This is a genomic window from Paraflavitalea devenefica (genome assembly GCF_011759375.1).
Lineage (GTDB): Bacteria > Bacteroidota > Bacteroidia > Chitinophagales > Chitinophagaceae > Paraflavitalea > Paraflavitalea devenefica.
Map to the genome: position 1 here is coordinate 1,022,490 of NZ_JAARML010000001.1, position 24,886 is coordinate 1,047,375.

Consider the following 24,886-nt stretch of genomic DNA (forward strand, 5'->3'; position numbering starts at 1 on the left):
CTTTTATTTCATTTCTCCGGGAATGACGGTGAGCGACAGTTTGTGACCGCCGCGCAATACGTGTAGCTGTGTGCGTTGGCCAATGACCTGGTCGTTTAGTTGTTTGTGCAGGTCATCTACAGAAGCTACTTCCTTTTGGCCAAAGCCTACGATGATGTCACCGGTACGTAGTTCGTTGTTGTATACCGGACCATCGGCCACGATCTCAAATATGTATACTCCTGTTTTTGCGGTGAGTTTGTTGGCTGCCCGCATGCGCTCGGTAAGGTTGACGGATTGACCGGCAATACCTAGCCAGGCACGCTTCACGATGCCGTGGATGATCAGTTTCCCTGCCACATAAGCCGTCAGGTTGGAGGATACTGCAAAACAGATCCCATGGGCAGTGGGTATCATGGCGGTATTGACGCCAATGACCTGACCGAGGGAGTTAACGAGGGGGCCTCCTGAGTTACCGGGATTGAGGGAGGCGTCGGTTTGAATGATGTCGTCTATCAGGCGGCCATTGGAAGCCCTTAATGTTCTTCCCAGCGCACTTACCACGCCGGCTGTGACGGTGTGTTGCAATCCCAACGGATTACCGATGGCAATGGCAATCTGGCCCGGTTGCAACTGCGCCGAATCGGCAAAGGACAGGGCCCGGAGGTTGGTTTCATAGATCTTTAATACCGCAATGTCGGTAGAAGGGTCCGTGCCTTTGAGCTCTGCTGTTACCAACCGGCCATCGGCCAGGGAGGCTTTTATACTGGTGGCATTTTCAATGACATGGTGATTGGTAATAATGAACCCGTCCGAAGAGATGATGAACCCTGAGCCGCTGCCCGGGGTTAACCGTTCCTGCCTTGTTTGCCGGTCATAGGCCTTTTTGGTGACCTGTATGTGTACTACGGCTTCTGCAATGGTATTGACAACGCCGGTAATCGTTTGTGAATAAGCATCCAGGAGGGCTGCGTCGGTATGCTGCACCTGCTGAATAGGTGTTGAGTTTTCCATACGGTTACCCGTCAAACTTGTTACCAATTCTATTTCCTGACAGGATGGCTGGCGTTAACGGGGTTTTAACAGGGAATCGGCCCGTTGCAGGCTTCCCAGTATCTGGTCTTTTACACCATTGACTTTCTCTTTTTCTGCTTCGAGGTACTGCATGCGCAGGGCCTGGTTGTCTTTGGCAGAATCCCCATTAAATTGCTCCATCCAGGTATTCATTTCTTCTTCTGCCTTTTTCAGCTCCTGCTGAAGGGTTGACAAGGCCTGCAGGTATTGTTTATCCTGTTGTTTCACAGGCAGCTTGCTGATGCTATCAGTTGTCTGCTGTATTTGTACCAGGTATTTCCTGATACGGCCCATTTTGGCCATTCCCACGTCGTGCCCCTCCATTACCTGGTGGTACAGGGAATCTTCTTTGGTGGCAGGGATTGTGCTGAATCCGTCTTTGCGGGCGGGGTCTGTGGGGGCATTGTTACAAGCCAGTGCGGCCATAGCGGCTATTACTACGAATGATTTTATATGATTATGCATAATACTTTGCTTTTAATGAGTGTTTTGTAAAAGGATAACAAAAATACCCTCCCTATTAATGGACCTTTACCCTATTTTAGTACCGTTAACACCAATACCTGTAAAATTATGCAAAAGTGCTGTGTGGGTTTCGTTTTCTTCCTCCTGCTGTCAGCAACCACTGCTGCACAAAATAAGCTTCCTTATCGTTTCCGGATTGGTGCCCAGGTGGCCTTTGGCCTGTCAAATATCAGCCATAATACGGTAGGTATTGGCGGACTGGCCGGTGCAGAACGGCAATTTTCCAGGAACTTTGCAGCAGAGGCCGAAGCCAGCTATATTTATTTTACGGGCGATAAGACTTATTATGAGTCGGGCAAGAATAATGCTTTTACCCTGCCGGTACTAGCGGGTATTAAAGCCTATATGACACCTCAGGTATATGCGTCGCTGCGGGCGGGGTTTGTCTGGTTTGTAGTGAATGATATGAATGCCGCAGCTTTCCGTCCGGCTGCCGGTATTGCCGGTGGCATTAACCTGCCTAAAAAGTTTAACCGGGTGAATGTGCAGGCCGGCTATACGTATTTTGGGAATGATGGGGTTCAAAGAGGATATGCTACTTTAGCGGCCTCTATTATTATTAATTGATTGCTATATGAATAAACTTGCTAATTATGTAACAGGACAATGGATTACCGGCGATGGTACAGGGCAACCCCTGTATGATGCGGTAAACGGGTCATTGATCGGACATGCTTCTACTGCAGGACTTGATTTTGCGGCCATCCTTGCGTATGGCCGTGCTACAGGCGGCCCTGCCTTACGCAAACTTACGTTTCATGAGCGGGGCCGGATGCTGCGGGCACTGGCACTTCACCTGCGCAATCACCTGGAAAAGTTTTATACGATCAGCTACCAGACAGGCGCTACAAAGGCCGATAGCTGGATTGATATTGAGGGCGGCATCGGCAATTTGTTTTCTTATGCTTCCCTGCGCCGGCAGTTTCCTGATGAACCGTTTTGCGTGGATGGAGAGGCGATCGCCCTGAGCAAGCAGGGTTCTTTCACCGGCCAACATATACTGGTACCCAAAGAAGGGGTTGCTATCCATATTAATGCTTTTAATTTCCCGGTATGGGGTATGCTGGAAAAGATCGCGGTTAATTTACTGGCCGGCATGCCTGCTGTGGTAAAACCAGCTACCGTGACTTCCTACCTTACTGAGGCCGTTGTAAAAGAGATTGTTGCTTCAGGCATTTTACCGGAAGGATCGCTGCAATTGCTGTGCGGATCAGCCGGTGACCTGTTGGACCATGTTACGGCCCAGGATGTGATCACTTTCACAGGTTCTGCCTCTACCGGACTAAAGCTGAAATCACATCCCCGGGTGTTGTCGGAAAGTGTGCCTTTTAATATGGAAGCCGATTCGCTGAATTGTATTGTACTGGGCAACGATATAGTACCCGGCATGCCGGAGTGGGATATTTTTATTAAGGAGGTGCGGAAGGAGATGACGGTGAAGGCAGGGCAGAAGTGCACCGCGATACGCCGCATTTTTGTGCCGGACAATAAACTGGATGATGTATGGAAAGGATTGGGGAAGGCGCTGGAACAAACGGTGATCGGCAATCCCCTGAATGAAAAGGTGCGCATGGGTGCCCTGGCCGGTCAAAGCCAGCGTGAAGAGGTGAAGCACCAGGTACAGAAGCTGCTGGCTTCCTCGCAGATCGTTTTTGGATCGCTGGACAGTGTGCAGGTCGTAGACGCTGATGCTGCCAAAGGCGCGTTTATGAGCCCCTTATTACTGATGAATGAGCAACCTTTTGATAGTCACGAAGTACATGAGGTGGAGGCTTTTGGCCCGGTAAGTACGATTATGCCGTATAAGTTATTATCCGAAGCTACTGAGCTGGCCAAAAAAGGCAAGGGTTCCCTGGTATGCTCGATTGTGACAGCCGACCATTCTATTGCCAGGCATTTTGTGCTGGGGGCGGCATCTCACCATGGCCGTATCCTCGTATTGAATGAGGCATGTGCCAAAGAAAGTACAGGTCACGGCTCTCCCCTGCCCATGTTGGTGCATGGAGGCCCGGGACGTGCAGGTGGTGGCGAAGAGATGGGTGGCGTACGTGGTGTAAAACACTATATGCAGCGGGTGGCAGTACAGGGTTCGCCCTCGGTGATTACTGCCATCACGCATGTATACCAGCGTGGCGCTGCCGTTACAGAAGAAGAGAAACATCCCTTCCGTAAGTATTTTGAAGAGCTGGCCATTGGCGACACCGTGATCACCCATAAGCGTACGGTAACAGAAGCCGATATTGTGAATTTTGCCAATGTAAGCTGGGACCATTTTTATGCGCATACAGACCATACTTCGCTGGAGGGGACGATTTTTGAGAAACCGGTAGCACATGGCTATTTTATCCTGAGCGCTGCCGCCGGTTTGTTTGTAGACGCAAAGAAAGGACCGGTATTGTTGAATTATGGCCTGGAAGAATGCCGTTTCCTGAAACCTGTGTATGCAGGCACCACTATCGGCGTGCAGCTTACCTGCAAGGAGAAGACGGAGCAGGAACAGAAAGAAGGTGACCCGGTGAAGAAGGGTATTGTAAAATGGCTGGTAGAGGTTACGGACCAAACAGGTGAGCCTGTGGCTATAGCTACTATTTTAACGATGGTAAAGCTAAAAAATCAATAATGTTTAAACCCGTTGGCTATGATACAAGAAATTAAAAGCGGCTATGTAAAGACAGAAACGCATAATGCAGTTACTACAATAGAGTTCCACCACCCGCAAAGCAATTCATTGCCGCACCGGTTGCTGGAAGAACTGGCGCATGCTATTCATGGCGCCGGCAATGAACGTGATACGCGGGTTATTGTATTACGCTCAGAAGGCGACAAGGCATTTTGCGCCGGCGCTTCTTTTGATGAACTGGCCGCCATCAGCACGAAAGAAGAAGGGTTGCAATTTTTTAATGGGTTTGCACTTGTGATCAATGCGATGCGTAAGTGCCCGAAGTTTATTGTTGCCCGTATTCATGGTAAATGTGTAGGCGGCGGCGTAGGCATCGCTGCCGCGGCCGATTATGCGATCGCGACAGAAGGCGCGGATATTAAGCTGAGTGAGTTAGCTGTGGGTATCGGGCCTTTTGTGGTAGGTCCTGCTGTAGAACGCAAGATTGGGACAGCCGCTTTTGGCCACCTGGCCATTGACGCTACGATGTGGCGCAGTGCCGACTGGGCCAAACGAAAGGGCCTGTATGCCGAGGTTCATAATAATATCACCGACATGGATGAGTCAGTTGCGCGGCTTGCATATACGCTGGCGCATTCCAGTCCGGACGCGATGCTGGAGATGAAGCATATGTTGTGGAAGGGCACAGAACATTGGGACCAGTTGCTGACCGAGCGTGCTGCGATCAGTGGCAGGCTGGTGTTGAGTACGTTTTCGAAGAATGCGATTGCGGCGTTTAAGAAGAAGGCGTAGGGGGAAGGTATTAGCTGTCAGGACTTAGCTGTTAGCACATTTGCTTCGATTTGCTTTTGCTTCGATACAAAATGGTGAGCCACTTTCCAAAGGCGGCTCACCATTTTTAGTTTTTATACGAGCCGGAGGCTCGTCAATAGCCGTCACCAGCCGGAGGCTGGCGACTGTTTCAACTATGCTATTAAATATTTAAGCCGCCGCAGGTGCTGATGACCTGGCCGGTGATGTAGGAGCTGAGGTCGGAAGCGAGGAATAAGGTGGTGTCGGCCACTTCTTCTGCTTTGCCGAAACGTCCTAAAGGAATTTTTTCCAGGAATGCTTTGGAGGCGTCCCCATCTTTCAGGTAATGGGTCATGTCGGTTTCAATGAAGCCGGGCGCAATGGCATTGCACCTGATGTTGCGGCTACCCAGCTCATGGGCAACTGATTTGGTGAAACCAATGATGCCTGCTTTGGAAGCTGCATAGCTGCTTTGCCCGGCATTACCACGGATACCAATGATGGAACTCATGTTGATGATGGACCCTTTTTTAGCCTTCATCATCGGACGTATCACCTGCTTGGTCATGTTGAAGACACTTTTGAGGTTTACGTTCATGACGTCATCCCACTGGTCGGGGCTCATGCGCAGGAGCAGGTTGTCTTTGGAGATACCGGCATTGTTAACGCATACATCTACGGTACCAAATTCTTTTACCACGTCATTGACGAAGGCTTCACTGGCCGCAAAATCACCGGCATTGCTTTGGTATGCTTTTGCTTTTACGCCCAGTGCTTCTATTTTCTGTTGTAATGTTTTAGCTTTTTCTGCACTGCTGTCGCTTACATAGGTAAAAGCGATGTGTGCGCCTTGTTCGGCCAGTTTAACGGCGATGGCTTCCCCGATACCGCGGGCTGCCCCTGTTACAATGGCTACTTTTCCTTCCAGTAATTTCATAATGATAATAATTAGGGCCCGAATGTATTGAAAACATCTAATTTCTGCAATTATGAATGCCGGGAAGATAGCTGTTAGGTTTTAGCCTTTAGCTGTTAGCAGCCTTCGGCAGTACCCTTCGACAAAGTTTATCCCGCTTCGCGGGACTCAGGGTGACAATATTATTACTGCGTGGCGATGGCCAGTATTTCTTCGAGGTGTTTGCGGTCATTGCTTAAGCGGGGCACTTTGTGCTGGCCGCCCAGTTTGCCCTTGCTCTTGAGCCAGGTGTTGAAGATGCCCTTCCGGAGGGAACGCAGTAAGGGCATGCGCAGGGCAATGTCTTTATGGCGCTTGGCCTCATAATCACTGTTGATGTTTTTGAGGGCCGTATCGAGGGTAGCAATAAAGTTCTCCATGTTGTCGGGCTCTTTCTCAAATTCCACGAGCCACTCATGGGCGCCATTGCTGCCTTCACTAAAGTAAACAGGCGCCGCGGTATAGTCATTGACTACCGCCCCCGTTTTTTCACAGGCAATGGCTACAGCCTTATCGGTATTGTCAACGATGACTTCCTCGCCAAAGGCATTGATGTAATGTTTGAGACGGCCGCTTACTTTTATTTTGAAAGGCGTTAAGGAAGTAAACTGGATGGTATCGCCCACGAGGTACCGCCATAAACCGCCATTGGTGCTGATAACGAGCGCATAGTTTTTCCCCAGCTCCACTTCACCCAGGCCAATGGTTTGCGGATGTGGCTTGCCATATTCCTCAATGGGCATGAATTCCATGAAGATGCCATGATCTACAAACAGCAACATGCCCTCTTCACCGGGTACGTCCTGCGCCGCAAAGAACCCTTCGCTGGCATTGTACATTTCGAGGTAATGAATGGGCTTGCCGATGAGTTTCTGAAACTGTTCTTTGTAAGGCGTAAAGGATACACCGCCGTGCATGTACAGTTCCAGGTGGGGCCATACTTCGGCCACACAACTTTTACCGGTGATCTCCAGTATGCGGCGAAAGAGGACGAGTGTCCAGGTAGGCACACCAGATATGGAGGTTACGTTTTCTTTGATGGTGCTCTGGGCCAGCAATTCAATTTTACTTTCCCACTCATCCATGAGCGCTATGCTGAGGTCGGGCGTGCGCAGCCAATGCCCCCAGAAAGGAGAGTTTTGCAGCAATACAGCACTGAGGTCGCCGTATTGCGCTTCCTGATTGAGGGGATTGATGGTATGGCTGCCTCCCAATACCAGTCCCTTACCCGTGAGCAGGTCGGAATCGGGATTGAACTGATAGTAGAAGGTGAGCACGTCTTTGGCTGCTTTGTAGTGGCAGTCTTCCAGGCTTTCGTCGGTAACCGGTATGAATTTGCTTTTATCACTGGTGGTACCGCTGCTTTTGGCAAACCAATAGACAGGGGTATTCCATATTATGTTCTGCTCGCCTTTCATGGTGCGCTGGATATAAGGCTTCATGTCCTCATATTCATGAATAGGCACTGTTTGCTTAAATGACCGGATGTTGAATAGTTCTGAAAAGTGGTATTTGCGGCCAAATTCGGTATTCTGTGCAGAGGTAACGAGGTCCTGTAATACCTCCCGCTGCGCATCGGCAGGATTGTTTTTCCAACCTTCAATGCGCCATAGCCGCATGCGGGCCAATGATGATATGGCAGGCGAGAGTAGTTTCACCGGCAGCAAAATAAAGAATAATAATGACAGTTAAGGGAAGCAAATGACTTATTCCAATCCTTCCCTTTCGCTCAGCGCTGAGATGCTTCGTTCTCCCTTCATGGCTTCTTCATGGAGGTAGTCTTTGCGTTTGAGCTCGAAGTTACGGCCGAGGTATAAACGCCGCACCTGTTCATCGGCTGCCAGCTCCTCGGCAGTACCATGTTTGAATATTTTACCATCTATGAGCAGGTAGGCCCGGTCGCAGATGGAAAGGGTTTCGTTTACGTTGTGGTCGGTGATGAGGATACCGATGTTCCTGTATTTGAGGCGGGCTACGACGGTTTGAATGTCTTCTACCGCAATGGGGTCCACACCGGCAAAAGGCTCATCGAGCAGGATGAATTTGGGGTCTACCGCCAATGCCCGGGCAATTTCTGTTCTGCGCCTTTCTCCCCCGCTCAGGCTATCGCCATTGTTTTTACGTACGTGGTGCAGGCGAAATTCATCGAGCAGGGCTTCGAGCTTTTCTTTCTGCTGGGCCTTTTTGAGTTTGGTCATTTCCAGTACAGCCATGATGTTCTCTTCCACGGTAAGCTTACGGAATACAGAGGCTTCCTGGGGCAGGTAGCCAATGCCCATTTGCGCCCTTTTGTACATGGGGAGGCGGGTGATCTCTTCCTGATCCAGAAATACTTGTCCCTCATCGGGTTTGATGAGGCCTACGACCATGTAGAAGGAGGTCGTTTTACCGGCGCCATTGGGCCCCAGCAATCCCACGATCTCACCCTGCTTTACGCTCACAGATACATGGTTTACAACAGTACGGTTACGATAGATTTTAACCAGGTCCCGGGTATGAATTTCACTGATCACGCGTTGTTACGTTTGGAACAAAAATACCGGAAGTAATTGATTCGGGTTGCCCGAAAAGCCGGATTAGTAACAAAATAATGTTAAAGAGACTGTATGACAGGTATTTGCCATACGGGATTCGTTGAGTATGTTTGCACGCTATTTTGAAGATATATAGTGATAATAAGTATTCATGAAAGTAATTGATCATATCAGGCAGGCCAATAAGCCGCTCATCTCGTTTGAAATATTACCCCCGCTGAAGGGCAAGACAATCAATTCGATTTTTGACCACCTGGACCCCTTGATGGAGTTCAAGCCGTCGTTTATTAATGTTACCTATCACCGTAGTGAACATGTATTCAAGAAGAAAGCCGACGGCACTTTCGATAAGGTAGAGGTACGTAAACGGCCGGGAACGGTAGGTATTTGCGCAGCGATTATGAACCATTATAAGGTGGATGCGGTACCCCACCTGATCTGCGGCGGCTTTAATAAACGGGAAACCGAGGATGCCCTGATTGACCTGAATTTTATTGGCGTGGACAATGTGCTGGTACTGCGGGGGGATGCCGCCAAGAATGAAACAGTATTTGAACCGGAACCAGCGGGAAACCGCTATGCCCTGGACCTGCTGAAACAGGTACTTAACCTGAATAACGGCATTTACCTGGAAGAAGATATCCGGGATGGCTTTCGCACGAAGTTCTGCATTGGCGTGGCAGGCTACCCCGAGAAGCATTTTGAAGCCCCCAATTTACAGAGCGACCTGCAGTACCTGAAAGCCAAGGTGGATGCGGGCGCTGAGTATGTGGTAACCCAGATGTTCTTTGATAACCAGAAGTATTTTGAGTTTGTAAAACGTTGCCGGGAAGCCGGTATTGAGATCCCTATTATCCCGGGCCTGAAACCGATCACGAATAAGAAGCAACTGAGTGTAATACCACGGACTTTCCACGTGGATATTCCTACCGACCTGAGCAATGAGATCATGAAGGCTAAAACAGATGCCGATGTGGAGCAGATCGGGACGGAGTGGTTACTGCTGCAGTCGAAGGAGTTGAAGGCGGCAAACGTACCCGTATTGCATTATTATACACTGGGCAAGCCCAAAGTGATATGGAATGCAGTGAAGGAACTTGTTTAGAAAGATGTTTTATATAATGCAAATGGTGGGTCGTTTTTAAAGCGACCCACCATTTGTGTTTAAATCCCCTGTGTAGTTTTATAGTTTAAAGCCAATGGAAAGGCTTAGTACACGGTGTTTATTCCTGTTATTGTCTTCACTGTCGGCGCCTGATTGCAATTTGGCCAACCCCAGGCCATAGTTTACGGAAAGCAGTACTTTGTCTAACTGAAACCCTCCCGTGAAGTTAAGGCCATAATCGAACCGTTTCATGACGCCTAATCCCGCGCCTTCATCCTCATCAAAGGTAGTGGGGTCATCATTGCTGAACTCAATGTTCTCCTTGCTGCTAAAGCTGGTGCCCAGGAATTTTCCCTCAATTTTTCTTTTACCGGCAATACCCATGGCCACATAACCACCGGCCCCGGCATAAAGGCTTGACCCGCCGGCCAAGGGGAATTTAATGACGGCATTTACCGGCAGTTCCACATAGATAGGATTGGTAGTGGCTTTGTAATAAGTGGGATCATCAGGGGTGCCGCTTTGTACTTTGGCGCCCTTTCCGGTAAGCAACAGGCCGGGTTGTATGGCAAAGAATTTTCCAACGGGCAGATCGCCCATGAAGCCAACATGAAAACTGGCCAAGGCATTGGCATCGTTTATTTCGCCATCATCGGTAGTGGAAATATTGGCAATATTCAATCCACCTTTCAGGTAAACACTTCCTTTTTGTGCAGTAGCCGTAAATGCTACCAAACAGCTTAACAGAATACAGATTAGTGATTTCATAAGCATCTATTTATAAATATAAACGATACTTTGACCTGCCTGGATTGAGAAGGTTTAATGCGGCAGGCTTTTTACTACTGTTTCGTTGATCTTTACAGGGTATTTCTTTTTTAATGCTGCTATCCACAAGTTTTCGAGGTGGGCCTGGTAATCATTAATGACGAAGCCGCGGGCATCGGCAAAGTCACGGGGTTCCCGTTCCCTGTACACTTTGATGATATAGGCAAAGGTGAGGCTGTTGTCGGTTTCATTTTTTACAGGTGCGGTGATGAGCGCCGGCTGAAAGTTGGTTCGCTCCAGCACAGGTATCTGCCCCAGCTCGAAACGGCCAGAGTCGGCCTGAATGGCGCCATCCCCTGATTCCAGTAGTTTTTTCCACTCTTTGTAGTTGGCCTCTAATTTTTTCTTTGCTTCATTGGCTGCCGCTTCGGTAGCAGCGGTGAGGATGATGGCATCGGCACTGGCTTCCCACCAATAGTTGTTTTTATGCGCTTCATAATGCTTCTTTAATCCGATGCTGTCTACAGAAGCCTTATCCCATATATTGCGCTGCATGATCTCGAAGAGGAGGTTGCCTTCTTTAAATTCATTGACCTGGTAAGCGAAGTCCTTGTTATAGGTTTCGAGGTTGTTGCGGTAGTAGTCGAAGGCGGATATTTCAATGAACTGATCGAGCAATTGTGCCTGGCTTTTTCCTGCACGCAGGTCCTCAAAGCCCCTTATGGATTCGAGGTAAGACTGCCACTCTTTTACCCGGAAGGTTTGTTTGCCAATAACAAATAACGGCGTATTGGCGGTAAGTCCGGCAGGCATGGGCGCTGTTTTATTGGCAATCACGTTTTCCGTTAGCAGCCACAGGCTTTTTTCATTTACCGGCAATTTTTTATACCCTGTTGACTGGAGGATCTTTTTGTAGAGCACTTTTTTTGACACTTCCATCCGGTCACTTTGCAGTATCTGCTGTTTTATGTCTTCCCGTAATTGCTTGCTGGTCTTATCATCCTGAACAGGCAGGCGTTGTAAACGTTTGATGATGTGGTAACCAAATTCGGTTAATACCGGCCGGGATATATCGCCATCTTTGGCCAATGCAAAGGCGGCATTTTCAAAAGCAGGCGTGTAGCGGCCCACGCCAAAGAGCATCATTTCACCGCCGTTCTGAAAGGTAAGGTTATCACCACTGAAGAGGGCGGCCAGTTGTTTGAAATCGCTGCCGTGTTGTAAGGCATTGTATAATGAATCGGCCTTTTTAGCAGCTTCCTGCTTCTGGCTATCGGCAGCATCGGGCGTAAAGGCAATGAGTATCTGCGCGGCTTTGATCTTACCGATTGCTTTGCGCTCACCGAGGACTTTAAAGATGTGAAAGCCATTTTTACCACGCAGGGGTGCTGTAAACCTGCCAGCCGGCGTATTGTAGACAAGGTTTTCCATTTCATAAGGCAGCACCAGCGCGGTGATGAAGCCAAGGTCGCCTTTATTGGTTTTCACGGAGGGATCTTCTGAATAAGCGAGGGCTGTTTTTTCAAAGTCGTCACCCTTTTGTAGCTGCGCATGCGCCGCATTGATTTTCTGCAGGGCCTGTTTTGCCTGCTCGGCCGTTGCGGAAGCGCCCGCCGCCACGAAGATGTGGGCAATGTGAATGTCTTTTGCACTGCGGTCTATTGCCTCATCTATCAGTACATTGATGCTGGCCTCGTCATTCATGTAGCTTTCCACTACCTGACTGCGGAAGGCAGCCAATTCTGCTTGCTGATTGGGCAGGGTATCCAGTTTTGCATCCAGCGCGGCCTGCACTTTGATCTTAAACCGGATGTACAGGTCCAGGTATTCGCGGTAGGATTGATCAGAAGGTGTGGTCTCTGTATTGTTCTTATTATAGGCTTTGAGAAATTCTTCCTTGGAAACGGGCCTGGTCCCATAGGTAAATAAGGTTTGGGCATGGGTAGTGGCCAGGCAACCCGTAAATACTGATGCGGTTATTATTTTTCGCAGGAAAGACATAAGCTGATCAGTTGGATTTTGATGTTTTTAGTTTAAGGTTTATGACTTCATCTAATTGCTGATAGTTGAGCTTTTTGGCAACTATACGTTTGTCTTTATCGAGCAAGTAGAGAACAGGCGTTTGATACACATCGTATAGCTGCCGGAAACCTGCCTTACCGGCACTGGCTTCGACCTGCTGCTGTGAAGGCAACTGATATACATGTAACCAGTTTTTGAGCCCCTTTTCACGGATGAACTGCAGCCAGGTTTCTTTACCACCATCCACCATTACACCATATACGGTGATCCCCTGTTTTTTCCATTTTGCATTGTAGATGGAATCTACTTTGGGCACCACTTCCTTACAATGGCTGCAGGTGGGGTCCCAGAAACAGAGGACGATCATATCGCTTTGTATGCTATAGAGTGGCAGGGGCTTATCGAGGCTATCCACCATTTCCATATTGGCGGCAGGCTGGCCAATGAGGTTGGCCATAAGGCTGTAGGCCCTCTTGGTCATGTGGTCTTTGTATTGCGCTGTAAAGAAGTCGGCCTGACCGTTGTTGATGTATTTCTCAAAGAGGTGTACAAATACAGCATCCTGCCCCATGTATTCGGGACTGATGTATTTCTGTACAAAGTGCACCAGCAGGAATTTAAACATTTCTTTATTGCTCCTGGAGTAGAGCAGCATGTGGTCTACTTCCTTGTTGATGGAGTCGGGATTGGGGGATACGAGGTCTTTATAGTATTTGATGAGCTTGGATTCAAAGAAGGGTGTCCTGATGAGTCTTTCATCGGTAAAGGAAACGCCATCCCAGAAGTGGGATTTGTAGTAGTGGAACGCAAAGGCAGTATCGTATTTGCCTTTGGGATGTTTGGCAGCGGGGGGCACTACCGGCTCTTTCATGGCCTCAAAAAGGGCCGTAAGGATGGAATGAGGTTGTTTTTTGATGATGCTATCCCGGTGCTGCTGCATTTTATCGGCCAGGGCTTTTATCTCTGCTGTTATGGCAGCAGAATCCTTCGCATTCCGGGCTCCCGCATAGGCTATATTGGCTTTATTGATGGCCATGCCGGTGGTATTGGCAAATTTTGTATAGTTCTGGAAGGCCGTATTATCGGCAGAGCCGGTAAAGACAACGCTATTGGGCAGGCCGGCACTATCGGCTTTGATGGAAAAGTTTTGCTGTTTGTCCAGGAGCAGTTCGAACAGGATCTCTTTCCGGGGCGACACGATGAAGTAGATGCCTCCGGGCAGGGCCTGCTTTCCTTTGAAGGTGCCGGTACTGTTTTGATCGAGCAGTACGGAGTCGGCCAGGGCTTTCATTTTGCCATAATGGTAGCCGAGGTAGATGTAGCTGTTCTTATAGGGCTTTAGGGTAATGTTGATGTTGTAGCCTGTTTGGGCCTGCGCCAGGAGTACGAGCACTGATAAAGAGGCAAGGGATACTATTTTCTTCATGGTCTTGAGGCACTAAATTTATTCAAAATAAAGGCAAAAGTTGGTAATTCAATGAATATACTAAAACGGGATTTCGGGGTGGATATTTCGTGGCACAAAAGACGCAGCGTCCCCGTTGGGAGACGCTGCTGAGAAGTTCATAAAAAGGTGAGCCGCCCGGGAAGGGCGACCCACCTTTTGAGATGATGAATTATTTTACTTCGTTGAGTTCGGCATTGATGGTGATGTGTACTTCTTTGCTCACGACGAGGCCCCCGGCTTCTGTGGCACGGTCCCATTTGAGGTTATAGTCGAAACGGTTGACAGTGGTTTTGGCTTTAAAACCAGCTTTCGCGCCCCGTTGCGTATTGATGGTACCGCCATAGGTGACATCAAAGCTCACCGGTTTGGTCACATCCTTGATGGTCAGGTTGCCTTCCAGTTTGTATTTGTTATCGCCCAATGGCTTGAAGGCGGTGCTTTCAAATTTCATCTGCGGATATTTTTCTGCATCGAAGAAATCAGCACTTTTCAGGTGTTTATCCCTGTTCTCGTTGTCGGTATCGACCGAATTTACGTCTACTGTGAAGTTGATTTTGGCATCTGAATAGTCGGCTTTGGTGTGCTCGAGGGTCCCTTCAAAGTTCTTAAAAGAACCGTCTACTTCCGATACGACCATGTGGGTGACGGTAAATTTTACGTTGGAGTGCGCTTTGTCAATGGTCCATTTACCGGCAAATTTCCCGGAGGCGGGTTCACCGGTAAGGGGCGCCTGGCCCTTTGCAGGTTGAGCAGGACGATAAGCTACGAGAACGATGCCAGAAGCTATTATTACAGCGGCGGCAAGGAATAGTTTTTTCATAATCCAAGGGTGTTTAGTGTTTGAACCTTAATAAAGGTAGGAATAATGGCTGTCCGGATGGTATACGACAAAAAATATTCCGGGGTTTTGCAGGCGGGAGAGATATTTGCGGATTTACTGGTACCGGTGGATTTTGTTTATTATTTTTACGCGCCTTCTGGCTTTTTGATTATAGCCAGCCTCTGATTCCCGGTATCCTTCCAATAATATATTATCATTATCAATATCCGGCGTATTTTACCCAAACGCAGTGGATTTGCCTGTCATATTGGGAATATTTAAAATCAAAACCTTGCATAAAAGCCATGTTATTATTAAGTTGCGCCCTAATTCGGCCTGTGAATAGCTAAATTGTGCGCAACCTTCACCCAATATTCCTGCCATTTTATTACCGGTTCCCTGTTACGATGACAATTGACCGTATAACCTTAAAACAATGAACGTTTCAACCCAGATGCATCCATTCAACAAGCTTTCTATTGTGATCCCGGCCTATAATGAAGGGCCTACTATTCACTTAATCCTGGACCGGATCAAGGAGGTACAGCTTGTCAATAATATCCAAAAGGAGATTATTATTGTTAATGACTTCTCGAAGGATAATACGGAGGAAGCGATCCGTAAGTATATAGATGAGCATCCTGCGATGGATATTAAGTATTATAAACATGAGTTTAACCAGGGCAAGGGTGCGGCCCTGCATACCGGTATTTCCAAGGCAACGGGTGATTTTACGGTGATCCAGGATGCCGACCTGGAATATGACCCGGAAGAGTATAATGAGCTGATCAAGCCGGTGTTGCGCGGGCATGCGGATGTAGTTTTCGGCTCCCGCTTCCTGGGTGGCAACCCGCACCGCATTTTGTTTTTCTGGCACTCGATCGGCAATAAGATGCTGACGATGGCTTCAAATATGTTCACCAACCTGAACCTGACGGATATGGAAACATGTTATAAGATGTTCCGTACGCCGATCATCCAGGCAATCAAGTTGCAGGAGAAGCGCTTTGGCTTTGAACCCGAAGTAACCGCCAAGATCGCCCGTGTAAAGGATATCCGGATTTATGAGGTAAGTATTTCCTATTACGGACGTACTTATGCCGAGGGAAAGAAGATTAACTGGAAAGATGGTTTCCGGGCGATTTATTGTATCTTAAAATATAACCTTTTTAAGTGATGAACTTAGCAGAACATTTACAGGAAACAGACCCCATGGGTTTGCAAACTTTAGAACGGCTGGCCGCAGCTACCCGTTTTAACCGTTGGATGTTTGATACGATACGCCCCCATTGCAAAGGCCATGTTTTTGAAGTAGGCAGCGGCATTGGAAATATTTCCCGGCTCTTCCTGGAAGAGGGTTTCCAACTTACAGCCAGTGATCTGCGCCAGGAGTATATCGCTTATCTGAAACAACAACTGGGTCATCATTCCAACTTGAAGGATGTATGCTCTGTTGACCTTGTGCTTCCTGATTTCGCTCAAAAATATCCCCAGTTGGTCGGTCAATTCGATACAGTGGTAGCGTTGAACGTGGTGGAGCATATTGAAGACCACCAGAAGGCACTGGAAAACTGTTATCAAATGCTGAAACCGGGTGGACATGCAGTGATCCTGGTGCCAGCCTTCCAGGCGCTGTATAATGTGTTTGATGAGGAGCTGGGGCATTTCAGGCGTTATACGAAAAAAACGTTGATTGCTGTAGAAGAGAAAGCCGGTTTTAAGGTGATCCATAAGCAGTATTTTAATACAACGGGGATGCTTGGCTGGTTCCTGAATGGCCGTGTGCGTAAGAAACGCCTTATTCCTGCCGGACAGTTGCAGGCTTTTGATAAGCTAATGCCTATTGTTAAACTGGTAGATGTAGTGACTTTCCGTACTGTCGGATTATCCGTTATCGCAGTTGGCCGTAAGCCCTAATAACACAAGTGTATATATGGTGCAACCTTCTCTTTACCCGCAAAACGCCGGCCTTCCACGTATTTTTAAGCTGGCCATGTTTGCCATGGCATTGGTATACCTGGCAGGATGTTTTACTCCCCTGCATATCCATTTCGATTCTATCCGTTATTATAATATTAAGGATTGTATTGAGTATGGCTGCACTCCAGGCTCCTTCGCCGACACTGATTTTTTGCCCTACGGTTATACCGGTTTGCTGATAGGACTCTCCAAGCTGGGCATCCTGAATGCTTTCATGATCACGTTTGTTAACTGCCTGTATGTTTTTGGCGGGCTGTTTTTTGTATATCAGATATTCAAAGGACAGATCCATCCTTTTGTGTTTGCTGTACTGGCCCTGTTTAACTGGACGATGATCAAGTTTGTTACGCATCCGCTTTCAGAGATGCAGTATATTTTCTTTTCCTGCCTGAGCCTGTATTGCTTTCACCTATTTACGAAACAGCACCGTTTTCTGCACCTGGCGTTGGCTTTCGTGTTCTGTATTGTAACGATACTGACACGCACCGTAGGCATTTCCCTGTTGCCGGCACTGGTATTGGGGGTGATATGGCAGTACCGCGACAGACTGAAGCATGTTTATGAAAAACATAAGCTGCTGGTACTGGTGGCAGCGGTGGCGGGTATTGCATTGCTTGTATTATCGGCCAGCAGGCTGAAGATCACCGATTATACGAAATCACTCAACGATCACTTTGAAAAGGGTAGTGGTAATTTCTTTATTGAGAATTTCAAGGAGCATTTTTCCGAGCTGACGGAGGTATTCCTGAATATGCCCTCCAGCAAGCTGATGGGTTATCTGCCCGGCTCTATCGGTAAAGGGCTGTTTGTGGCACTGGGTATTGTATTTTTTGGGTGGCTGCTGTATAATACACTTTCGAAGCGCAGCCGCCTTCCTCTGTATATCAGGCTATACCTGCTGTTCTATTTCGTGATTATTATGAACTGGCCCTATTATGATCCCCGCTTCTGGGTGCCTATTCTTCCTTTGATGGTAGTGGCCGTTTTACAGACGCCGTTTAACAGCAGGCCCTGGCTGAAAGGGGTCAGCCGGCTGTATCTGGCCTTCTACCTGGCATTGGGTGTTTTTGCGGCGGGCTATTCATTGTATGTAGGACTGGATAAGGAACGTTTTGCACAAAAGCAGGCCAATGGGGTATACCGGAATGAGTACGAGACGAAGTTTTTCGGCAAGCCGCAGAGTGATACCGCCACGCATGTGGATGCGGGAGTGCTAAATATTTTGAAGCGGTATGATTGAGGAAAGGCATCGAGGCAAAAAGGCATTGAGGCAACCGAAGGGAAAAAGGTAACGACGTAATAGCTTATACTTAGGACATGTGTCCGGGGAGTTCGGGGTGGTTTCTGTATTTTTGCCGCATGAAACTTAGCCATTTGTCCGAAACGCTTATCGGTTCGGAGATCGTGAAATTAGGCGGAGAGATCCGCGAAAAGATCAGCCAGGGAGAAAAGATTTATAATTTTACAGTAGGAGATTTTGATCCTTCCATTTTCCCCATCCCACAAGCACTCGAAGACGAGATAGTTACTGCTTACCGAAAACATTTTACGAATTATCCGCTGGGTGAAGGCAATACCGATCTGCGGGAAGCGATTGCCGCTTTCCTCCAGACCCGGGAAAACCTGACTTATTCCTTACCGGAGATACTGGTGGCATCGGGTGGCCGCCCGCTGATCTATTCCCTGTTCCGGGCCGTATGTGATGCCGGGGACAAGGTGATTTATGCGGTACCTTCCTGGAATAATAATCATTATACCCATTTTGTAGGCGCACAGCACGTAGTGGTGGAAGCCACGGCAGAAAATAATTTTATGCCTACGGTGGAACATATCCGCCCCCATCTTACCGGCGCGACCCTGCTGGCCTTGTGTTCGCCCCAAAACCCGACCGGCACTACTTTTACGAAGGCCGACCTGGAAGCGATCTGCGACATGGTACTGGAAGAGAATACCCGCCGCAGTGCCACGGAGAAGAAGTTGTATGTGATGTATGACCAGATGTACTGGCAACTGACTTTTGGAGATATTGAACATTATGACCCGGTGAATCTGCGCCCGGCAATGCGGGAGTACACTATTTATATTGATGCCATCAGCAAGGTGTTTGCCGCTACAGGCGTACGGGTAGGCTGGGCTTTTGGTCCGCGGATCATTATGGATAAGATGAAGGCTATCCTGAGCCATGTGGGCGCCTGGGCGCCTAATGCTGAGCAAAAAGCGGTGGCGAAGTACCTGTATATGCAGGAGGATATTGATGCCTACCTGCGAAATTTCAAGGCTGCTGTGGAAGCCCGGCTGCGCGGTATTTATGATGGCTTTCAACAACTGAAGCAGGAAGGGTTTGCCGTAGATGCGATCACTCCGCAGGCAGCTATTTACCTGACCATTAAGATTGACCTGGCCGGTAAAACAACCGCAGATGGCAGTTTATTAAAAGACCAAAGTGATGTAACCGCTTACCTGCTGAATGAAGCGAAGCTGGCTATTGTGCCATTCTATGCTTTTGGTGCAGACCGCAGTTCGCCCTGGTATCGCCTGAGTGTGGGTACCTGTAAGGTGGAAGAGATACCGGCCATGATTGAGCAGTTGAGAAGGGCGTTGGGGAAGCTGGTCTAAACGATTTTCTATTGTTCTGTATCCGCAATAAAAAAAGATGACTTATTCAGTCATCTTTTTTCAATTATGTCGGGGGACGATATTTTAGTTCTTATTACAAATGAAAACGAACGGCTTCAGTTCGGGCTGATTGATGATTTTCTGAATGATAGGGGGCTGGTGAATGATCCTGTATCTGTTCATATCAAATACTTCATGGGCCATGCAGAAGTTATCCATGGTCTCAAAATACAGTAATAACTGGTTTAATTGTTCCAGTTCATTTTCCATAGCATCCTTGTCAAGACCTTCGTCTTTCATCAGGACAAGCAGATCGCGATTGGGCGTTTTCATTTTCTATCAGGATATTAATAACCAACAAATCCTTTGTTAAGGCCACAGCCACATTTTTTTGACGAGCCTCCCATACCTCTACCAGAACTACAGGCCGTCATTACCAAGCTCACAACAATGACCAACAAAACCAATTGATATTTAATCTTCTTCATACTGTGCTTTACTAAATTAAACTATTTTACACACAAAATTATTATTTAAGTCCGGTGGCATTTGTAAATTTTAACAATTTTACGCGTAAACCCTTAGTGCTGATCGCGCCGCTGGACTGGGGCCTGGGCCATACTACCCGCTGTATTCCCCTGATCAGGGAGCTTATAAACCTGGGCTGCGATGTCATTATCGCTTGTAATTCAACACAAAAGGAATTATTACAACAAGAGTTCCCCACCATCCCCTATACCCATTTGGCTGGCTATGATATCCGATACGGACAAACCCGGTGGATAACTTTTGCCAGGCTGGTACTTCAGTCGCTTAAAATTTTGATGAAAATCAAGCAGGAAAAGCGCTGGCTGCGGCATTTTTTAACGAGCCGGCCGGTTGATGCCCTTATTTCCGACAACCGCTTTGGGCTGTACACGACCGGCATCCCTACTGTTTTTATGACCCATCAATTGGGCATTAAAACAGGATTGGGCAGCTTTGCCGACCTGGTGGCCCGGCGATGGAATTACCGGCGTATTGAGCGCTTTACCACCTGTTGGGTCCCGGATAAAGCAGGCAACCCTTCCCTGGCCGGCGAGCTATCGCACCCTGCCCGGATGCCTGCTGTCCCGGTTGCGTATATCGGCGGACTGTCGAGGTTTACCCCCTGCACCGGCAATACGGAAGCGGGCGGATTATTGATTATCCTGTCGGGCCCCGAACCACAGCGCAGTATTTTTGAAGCATTGCTGTTACAACAAGTAAAGGATTATAAGGGTCGTGTGACAATTGTGCGGGGGCTTCCTCTGGCGACCGCCTTACCGGCAGCTCCGGAAAATTGTACGCTGCTGAACCATGCTCCTGCCGCTGTACTGCATACACTGATCTGCCCGGCTACACTGGTGATCAGCCGCTGCGGTTATACTACCGTGATGGACCTGCTGAAGCTGCATAAGAAAACGATCCTTGTACCTACACCGGGACAGGCAGAACAGGAATACCTGGCCCATTATTTACAAAAACAGTCCTGGGCTTATACGACGCCGCAAAGAGGATTTGTGCTTGGCAAGGCGCTGGCTGAAGCGGATGGTTTTCCTTATGAAATAGCAAACGCCGCCAGTATGGAAGCTTATAAGCCGGTACTGGCGACGTTTGTGGCGGGGATTAGTCACCGTGAATTGTGAATACGTTTGCTTCGATATGCCTTTGCGTCGCAGGCAGATTTCTCACCCGTTTTGCCTGCTGATATAGCAAGGACGTATGGCGGGTTTATAATGACAAAGCAAGTATTGATTATTGTTTGATGACTTTCTGTGTTTGTGTAAAGCTCTCTCCTTTTACTTTCAGGAAGTAAATTCCTTTGGGCAGTTCTGTAGTGCTGACCGTTATTTCCGCAGCGCCTTCGGCATATTTCCCACTGACGGTTTTGAGCACACGTCCACTGATATCGGCCACGTTTATGGTTACGAGCTGTGTTTGCGGCACGTTGATGTAAGCCGTAAGCTCAGTAGTGAACGGGTTGGGCGCCACGATGATGGCACGGTCCGATACAGAACGGTTGAGTATTTTCCTGATCTGGAATTTCTCCGTATGATCGTTAAGATCTGTTTGCGTGAGACGGTAGTAGCTGAGGTTGGCCAGCGGGCGTTCGTCTATCCATTCATAAGCTTTACCGCTTGCATTGCCCACTGCAGGAATGGTGGCAATGTCAATGAATTGCTTGCCATCGGCAGAACGCTCGATGTTGAAGCGGGCATTGTTGCTTTCTGAAGAGGTAGTCCAGCGTACGTGTACTTTTCCATCCCGGAGTATTACGGTATAGTTTTCCAATGCCACCGGTAAGAGTGCAGAACGGCTATATTGCACGGCCCATTCGTACACGTTTACACTACGACCGTTTATTGTTTGTCTGAATGCCGGATTATACGCTATACCCCATACTTCATGTTCATTCTGGGGGCAATCCGCTGGTGCAAAGGTAGTGTGGTATGCCAGGGGGGTAGGTGCGGGATTCTGGCTATTGATGAGGTTTGCTGCATTCATTACATTGGTGCCAGCGCACCGGTCATCTATACTGCATTGTATACCCCAGTAAGCAAGATCGGCATCAGCAATAAATTTTGCACCCTGCGCCGATATTGTATTACAGGGAGCAACAGGAATGAGCGCTGCAATACGCTTTGCATTTGCCAAGCTGTATGTAGCGTAATCATGAACATAGTTGCCTCCGGCGCTTAGGCCGGTAAGGTACACCCGTGCAGGATCAGCACGGTATTTACCAAGCAGGTGAGTGATGAGTGCATTAACGGTACCATTAACATCCTGCCAATTCACCATTTGAGGGGTTATCACGATATATTTCTGTATCTGTCCAAACTGATCGAGCACAGAGGCGGGGAATACCGGATTTGAGGCTCGTTCGGACAACGATGAAGGCGTCCACCACCACTCCCCTAAAAGCTTGCACAAGGAAGAATCAGTTCCTGGTCCACCCTGGTCTACTCCATGAATGAATATTAACAGCGGATATTTTTTAGTAGTGCTGTTATAATCATCGGGTAGCTTTTCCAGGTATCCGTGTATATTATTAGTACCTGGAATGTTGACATTACTTACTTTTTTTTGCTTCATGGCAGTATTTAGCCCTGGCCACGCAGGACAATAATCCTGGGCCTGAACGATATTACCAATGATGAGCAAGGAAAGGACAAAGAAACACAAGGTTCTGTTGATAGCAGAGCGGTTTAACCAAAGCATAAAGCGGGACTTTTTTACAGGTTTTTGAATTATTACAGGATGTCAGTTGAATGTTATTGCTTAACGATTTTGTAAGATTCGGTACGCAGCTCGCCAATGGCTGTTAACAGGTAGATACCTTTGGGAAGATGTGCGGTAGACAGGTTGATCTCTGTGGTACCCTGTTGGTACACCCCATCTATACCTGCTACTTTTCTTCCGTTCAGGTCTGTAACCCGGCATGAAATTTTTTGTGCTTTATCTGTATTGACAAACAAGGAGAGGTCATTGATAAAAGGATTTGAGGTGAGTATGACAAGCCGGCCTTTATTTTTCTGTGGATTCAGCATTTTTTTAGTACTCAGGTATTGTTTATCCCCATCCAGGTCTACCTGTACGAGCCGGTAATAACTGATCTGCGCCAGCGGTTGCTCATCGGTGAAAGTGTATAGGTTTTCAAGGGTGCTGGTGCCTTTACCCGGGATGGTGGCAAGGGTGGTGAACCGGCCATCCTGGCCGGCACGTTCTATAATGAAGGAAGCATTATCGTTTTCGGAAGCAGTGATCCATTGCAGGTACATTTTTTCATTGGCATACCGTACGGAGAATTGTTTGAGCCTTACAGGCAGCACCTCCAGGCTGTTTGATAAGAACCATTCATAAAGATTGGCCCCGGTGCCGGTTGGCGGCCTGAAGCCCGGATAGTAAAGAGCCAGCCAGGTGTCGTGATTAAAAGGACGGCAGTATAGTAGTTGTTGTTCCAGCGGAAAAGGCCAGGGCTGTTGTGCCGGCGGAAGTGGAGGCGGCAGCCTTGTATAGCGGGGCGCCACGGCACCGCTGTGGCTGTTGATCTGGTTTACCCAATCGTCTGGTATGCTCACCACACAGGGATTATCGATCGAGCAATGAACGAACCAGGTAGCCAGGCCTGCGGCAGCAATGTTGGCCGGTCCCTGGGGACGTAATGATACTTCATAACATAGTGAGCTCAGGGCCACTGCAGCCACACGCTGTGCATGCGGCAAGCTGCTGCCCACATAATCTATGGAAAGATTGGCCCCGCTGCTCATGCCCGTCATATATATCCTGGAAGGATCAATCCGGTAATTCGCCAGCGCATAGTCAATAAAGTCATCTATTGCATCACCATAGTTAAATGGGGATTGATATTGTGAATACTGCGGCATTAAAACGATGAAGGAATAAGATTGCCCGCCTACTGTGGTAATAGTGGGATAGATACCATTTTCAATATTGCCGGGCAGTGCAGTAGAGCCATCACCGATGATTTCACAGAGTTGGTCCTGCGAGCCATCACCAATGGCCTGCAAGCCGTGGAAGTAGATGATTACGGGATATTTTTTAGTGGGATTGGTGCTGTAATCGGCGGGTAGTAATCGTAAGAAACCCTTAATGAAGCCACTCCCTATCCACTCAGCAGCAGGCAAGGTGATCCTCTCCAGGTTAACCGGAGTGCATTGTGGTGCGGCATGATAACCGAGTGTGCAAAGAATGGCCAAACAGACTATTCTTTGCCTAATAGCGGGTAGCCGGTTAAGCATATTCATTCTTTTAGGGCAATAAATCAGGTGGTACCAGCCGACTGATATTGGAAGGTGGAGCCTTCAAAGGAAGATTGAATTGGTGTGGTAAGCGGAGGTATTAGTCTTTTCGGGGTACGAAGTAAAGTGGTCAGCTATAATAACTGTCGTTTATAACAGTAAAAATCATGCCACCAGTTATTGGTCTACTCTTGTGCAGTGATTTTGCGGTAAAGGTACCGGAGATTTTTTTAGGTTGATGATTTCTATACAGATAAAGATTTGGGATAATCAAAGAACCAGAAGGTTTTGGATGCTTCCTGAAACTGTGCCCAGTTTTGCGTAGCAATCTGTACACCAAAGATGGCACAGGTAGGCATGTCATCAATGCGCACTTCAGTAAGCAGGTTTACAAATTCTGTGATACCGGGATTGTGTGAAAAGACAGCAATGGTGTTGGCTGTATCGGGTGCCCGGGCAATTACCTGGAAGAAGTTGGCCGGAGAAGCATGGTATAGCTCGGAAATGAGGAGGATGTTTTCTTTATCCTGGTTGTATTCTGCAGCAAAAAGGGCGGCTGTTTTACGGGCCCGTTTGGCAGGACTGGACAGGAAGGCATCAATGTCGATGGATTTGGTCAACAATCGGCGGGCCATTTGGGGGGCATCCTGTTTACCACGCTCGTTAAGCGGACGATCAAAATCCGATTGGGAGGGATCATCCCAACTGCTTTTAGCATGCCGGACTAACAATAGGTGCTTCATAAAAAAATTTAAGGGGGAATACTCCCCCTTAAAGTACTTAATAAGTTTCAATCAAAGGAATCAGACAATAATAAACAGGCCTGTTTTAGTGGTGGTTCCCCATAGGAAGCTAAACGGTCGGCAGG

General features: G+C 48.1%; 22 protein-coding genes. 9 read left to right on the top strand and 13 right to left on the bottom strand.

Annotation, left to right across the window (positions count from 1 at the left end):
- Positions 1–3 precede the first annotated feature (3 nt).
- Positions 4–993 (bottom strand): S1C family serine protease, encoded by a 990-nt coding sequence (locus tag HB364_RS04085; protein WP_167286612.1) that lies wholly within the window; start codon positions 991–993, stop codon positions 4–6.
- A gap of 54 nt (positions 994–1,047) precedes the next feature.
- Entirely contained in the window at positions 1,048–1,518 is a 471-nt protein-coding gene (locus tag HB364_RS04090; protein ID WP_167286613.1) for a viral A-type inclusion protein, read from the bottom strand.
- Positions 1,519–1,626: 108 nt separating this feature from the next.
- On the opposite strand from HB364_RS04090, the gene HB364_RS04095 reads away from it, so the two are divergent.
- From HB364_RS04095 to HB364_RS04105, 3 genes are read left to right on the top strand one after another with little or no spacing between them, the layout of a single operon-like run.
- Positions 1,627–2,145 (top strand): hypothetical protein, encoded by a 519-nt coding sequence (locus HB364_RS04095; protein ID WP_167286614.1) that lies wholly within the window; start codon positions 1,627–1,629, stop codon positions 2,143–2,145.
- Positions 2,146–2,152: 7 nt separating this feature from the next.
- Positions 2,153–4,198, top strand: coding sequence for a phenylacetic acid degradation bifunctional protein PaaZ (gene paaZ / locus HB364_RS04100; RefSeq protein WP_167286615.1), 2,046 nt, complete (start codon positions 2,153–2,155; stop codon positions 4,196–4,198).
- A gap of 18 nt (positions 4,199–4,216) precedes the next feature.
- Positions 4,217–4,990: an enoyl-CoA hydratase/isomerase family protein gene (locus HB364_RS04105; protein WP_167286616.1), complete on the top strand. Its 774-nt coding sequence runs from the start codon at positions 4,217–4,219 to the stop codon at positions 4,988–4,990.
- A 181-nt stretch (positions 4,991–5,171) separates the two neighbouring features.
- On the opposite strand, the gene fabG is transcribed toward HB364_RS04105, so the two are convergent.
- From fabG to lptB, 3 genes are all read right to left on the bottom strand, one after another.
- Positions 5,172–5,927, bottom strand: a complete 756-nt coding sequence (gene fabG, locus HB364_RS04110) for a 3-oxoacyl-[acyl-carrier-protein] reductase (RefSeq protein WP_167286617.1) — start codon at positions 5,925–5,927, stop codon at positions 5,172–5,174.
- Between the two features lie 164 nt (positions 5,928–6,091).
- Positions 6,092–7,603, bottom strand: a complete 1,512-nt coding sequence (locus tag HB364_RS04115) for a GH3 auxin-responsive promoter family protein (protein ID WP_317170670.1) — start codon at positions 7,601–7,603, stop codon at positions 6,092–6,094.
- A 48-nt stretch (positions 7,604–7,651) separates the two neighbouring features.
- Positions 7,652–8,458, bottom strand: a complete 807-nt coding sequence (gene lptB, locus HB364_RS04120; RefSeq protein ID WP_317170671.1) for an LPS export ABC transporter ATP-binding protein — start codon at positions 8,456–8,458, stop codon at positions 7,652–7,654.
- A 172-nt stretch (positions 8,459–8,630) separates the two neighbouring features.
- On the opposite strand from lptB, the gene metF reads away from it, so the two are divergent.
- Entirely contained in the window at positions 8,631–9,584 is a 954-nt protein-coding gene (gene metF / locus HB364_RS04125) for a methylenetetrahydrofolate reductase [NAD(P)H] (RefSeq protein ID WP_167286618.1), read from the top strand.
- A gap of 78 nt (positions 9,585–9,662) precedes the next feature.
- Here the strand turns inward: metF and HB364_RS04130 are convergent, their stop codons facing one another.
- From HB364_RS04130 to HB364_RS04145, 4 genes are all read right to left on the bottom strand, one after another.
- On the bottom strand, positions 9,663–10,352 hold the full coding sequence (locus tag HB364_RS04130) for a porin family protein (protein ID WP_167286619.1): 690 nt from the start codon (positions 10,350–10,352) through the stop codon (positions 9,663–9,665).
- 54 nt (positions 10,353–10,406) lie between these two features.
- On the bottom strand, positions 10,407–12,353 hold the full coding sequence (locus HB364_RS04135; protein ID WP_167286620.1) for a peptidylprolyl isomerase: 1,947 nt from the start codon (positions 12,351–12,353) through the stop codon (positions 10,407–10,409).
- 7 nt (positions 12,354–12,360) lie between these two features.
- The gene (locus HB364_RS04140) at positions 12,361–13,800 is read right to left on the bottom strand and encodes a thioredoxin-like domain-containing protein (RefSeq protein ID WP_167286621.1); all 1,440 of its coding nucleotides are present in this window, start codon (positions 13,798–13,800) and stop codon (positions 12,361–12,363) included.
- A gap of 190 nt (positions 13,801–13,990) precedes the next feature.
- Positions 13,991–14,641: a YceI family protein gene (locus tag HB364_RS04145; RefSeq protein ID WP_167286622.1), complete on the bottom strand. Its 651-nt coding sequence runs from the start codon at positions 14,639–14,641 to the stop codon at positions 13,991–13,993.
- Positions 14,642–15,077: 436 nt separating this feature from the next.
- On the opposite strand from HB364_RS04145, the gene HB364_RS04150 reads away from it, so the two are divergent.
- The 4 genes from HB364_RS04150 to HB364_RS04165 all read left to right on the top strand — a co-directional run bounded on the left by HB364_RS04150 (position 15,078) and on the right by HB364_RS04165 (position 19,237).
- On the top strand, positions 15,078–15,818 hold the full coding sequence (locus HB364_RS04150; protein ID WP_167286623.1) for a glycosyltransferase family 2 protein: 741 nt from the start codon (positions 15,078–15,080) through the stop codon (positions 15,816–15,818).
- Positions 15,818–16,558 (top strand): class I SAM-dependent methyltransferase, encoded by a 741-nt coding sequence (locus HB364_RS04155; protein ID WP_167286624.1) that lies wholly within the window; start codon positions 15,818–15,820, stop codon positions 16,556–16,558. The genes HB364_RS04150 and HB364_RS04155 overlap by 1 nt, the downstream gene beginning before the upstream one ends.
- A gap of 16 nt (positions 16,559–16,574) precedes the next feature.
- The gene (locus tag HB364_RS04160) at positions 16,575–17,861 is read left to right on the top strand and encodes a hypothetical protein (protein WP_167286625.1); all 1,287 of its coding nucleotides are present in this window, start codon (positions 16,575–16,577) and stop codon (positions 17,859–17,861) included.
- A 119-nt stretch (positions 17,862–17,980) separates the two neighbouring features.
- On the top strand, positions 17,981–19,237 hold the full coding sequence (locus tag HB364_RS04165; RefSeq protein ID WP_167286626.1) for a pyridoxal phosphate-dependent aminotransferase: 1,257 nt from the start codon (positions 17,981–17,983) through the stop codon (positions 19,235–19,237).
- A gap of 84 nt (positions 19,238–19,321) precedes the next feature.
- Here HB364_RS04165 and HB364_RS04170 read toward each other — a convergent pair whose 3' ends face one another.
- Positions 19,322–19,570 carry a hypothetical protein gene (locus HB364_RS04170; protein WP_167286627.1) on the bottom strand — a complete coding sequence of 83 codons (249 nt, stop codon included), beginning with the start codon at positions 19,568–19,570 and terminating at the stop codon, positions 19,322–19,324.
- Positions 19,571–19,779: 209 nt separating this feature from the next.
- Between HB364_RS04170 and HB364_RS33475 the strand changes: the two genes are divergently transcribed.
- Entirely contained in the window at positions 19,780–20,904 is a 1,125-nt protein-coding gene (locus HB364_RS33475; RefSeq protein ID WP_167286628.1) for a UDP-N-acetylglucosamine--N-acetylmuramyl-(pentapeptide) pyrophosphoryl-undecaprenol N-acetylglucosamine transferase, read from the top strand.
- A gap of 109 nt (positions 20,905–21,013) precedes the next feature.
- On the opposite strand, the gene HB364_RS04180 is transcribed toward HB364_RS33475, so the two are convergent.
- The 3 genes from HB364_RS04180 to HB364_RS04190 form a co-directional block, all read right to left on the bottom strand.
- Positions 21,014–22,351 carry a T9SS type A sorting domain-containing protein gene (locus HB364_RS04180; RefSeq protein WP_167286629.1) on the bottom strand — a complete coding sequence of 446 codons (1,338 nt, stop codon included), beginning with the start codon at positions 22,349–22,351 and terminating at the stop codon, positions 21,014–21,016.
- A gap of 179 nt (positions 22,352–22,530) precedes the next feature.
- Positions 22,531–23,976 carry a T9SS type A sorting domain-containing protein gene (locus HB364_RS04185; RefSeq protein WP_167286630.1) on the bottom strand — a complete coding sequence of 482 codons (1,446 nt, stop codon included), beginning with the start codon at positions 23,974–23,976 and terminating at the stop codon, positions 22,531–22,533.
- Positions 23,977–24,263: 287 nt separating this feature from the next.
- Complete coding sequence (locus HB364_RS04190) at positions 24,264–24,761, bottom strand: SixA phosphatase family protein (protein ID WP_167286631.1); 498 nt, start codon at positions 24,759–24,761, stop codon at positions 24,264–24,266.
- Between the last annotated feature and the right edge of the window lie 125 nt (positions 24,762–24,886).

Excerpts from the sequence above, each read along its gene's own strand:
- HB364_RS04165 (WP_167286626.1), top strand. The coding sequence starts at position 17,981 with ATGAAACTTAGCCATTTGTCCGAAACGCTTATCGGTTCGGAGATCGTG.
- HB364_RS04180 (WP_167286629.1), bottom strand. The coding sequence starts at position 22,351 with ATGAAGCAAAAAAAAGTAAGTAATGTCAACATTCCAGGTACTAATAAT.
- HB364_RS04095 (WP_167286614.1), top strand. The coding sequence starts at position 1,627 with ATGCAAAAGTGCTGTGTGGGTTTCGTTTTCTTCCTCCTGCTGTCAGCA.
- HB364_RS04190 (WP_167286631.1), bottom strand. The coding sequence starts at position 24,761 with ATGAAGCACCTATTGTTAGTCCGGCATGCTAAAAGCAGTTGGGATGAT.
- HB364_RS04160 (WP_167286625.1), top strand. The coding sequence starts at position 16,575 with ATGGTGCAACCTTCTCTTTACCCGCAAAACGCCGGCCTTCCACGTATT.
- HB364_RS04170 (WP_167286627.1), bottom strand. The coding sequence starts at position 19,570 with ATGAAAACGCCCAATCGCGATCTGCTTGTCCTGATGAAAGACGAAGGT.
- fabG (WP_167286617.1), bottom strand. The coding sequence starts at position 5,927 with ATGAAATTACTGGAAGGAAAAGTAGCCATTGTAACAGGGGCAGCCCGC.
- HB364_RS04145 (WP_167286622.1), bottom strand. The coding sequence starts at position 14,641 with ATGAAAAAACTATTCCTTGCCGCCGCTGTAATAATAGCTTCTGGCATC.
- HB364_RS04105 (WP_167286616.1), top strand. The coding sequence starts at position 4,217 with ATGATACAAGAAATTAAAAGCGGCTATGTAAAGACAGAAACGCATAAT.
- HB364_RS04155 (WP_167286624.1), top strand. The coding sequence starts at position 15,818 with ATGAACTTAGCAGAACATTTACAGGAAACAGACCCCATGGGTTTGCAA.
- HB364_RS04130 (WP_167286619.1), bottom strand. The coding sequence starts at position 10,352 with ATGAAATCACTAATCTGTATTCTGTTAAGCTGTTTGGTAGCATTTACG.
- HB364_RS04085 (WP_167286612.1), bottom strand. The coding sequence starts at position 993 with ATGGAAAACTCAACACCTATTCAGCAGGTGCAGCATACCGACGCAGCC.
- HB364_RS04135 (WP_167286620.1), bottom strand. The coding sequence starts at position 12,353 with ATGTCTTTCCTGCGAAAAATAATAACCGCATCAGTATTTACGGGTTGC.
- HB364_RS04150 (WP_167286623.1), top strand. The coding sequence starts at position 15,078 with ATGAACGTTTCAACCCAGATGCATCCATTCAACAAGCTTTCTATTGTG.
- HB364_RS04090 (WP_167286613.1), bottom strand. The coding sequence starts at position 1,518 with ATGCATAATCATATAAAATCATTCGTAGTAATAGCCGCTATGGCCGCA.
- paaZ (WP_167286615.1), top strand. The coding sequence starts at position 2,153 with ATGAATAAACTTGCTAATTATGTAACAGGACAATGGATTACCGGCGAT.
- metF (WP_167286618.1), top strand. The coding sequence starts at position 8,631 with ATGAAAGTAATTGATCATATCAGGCAGGCCAATAAGCCGCTCATCTCG.
- HB364_RS04140 (WP_167286621.1), bottom strand. The coding sequence starts at position 13,800 with ATGAAGAAAATAGTATCCCTTGCCTCTTTATCAGTGCTCGTACTCCTG.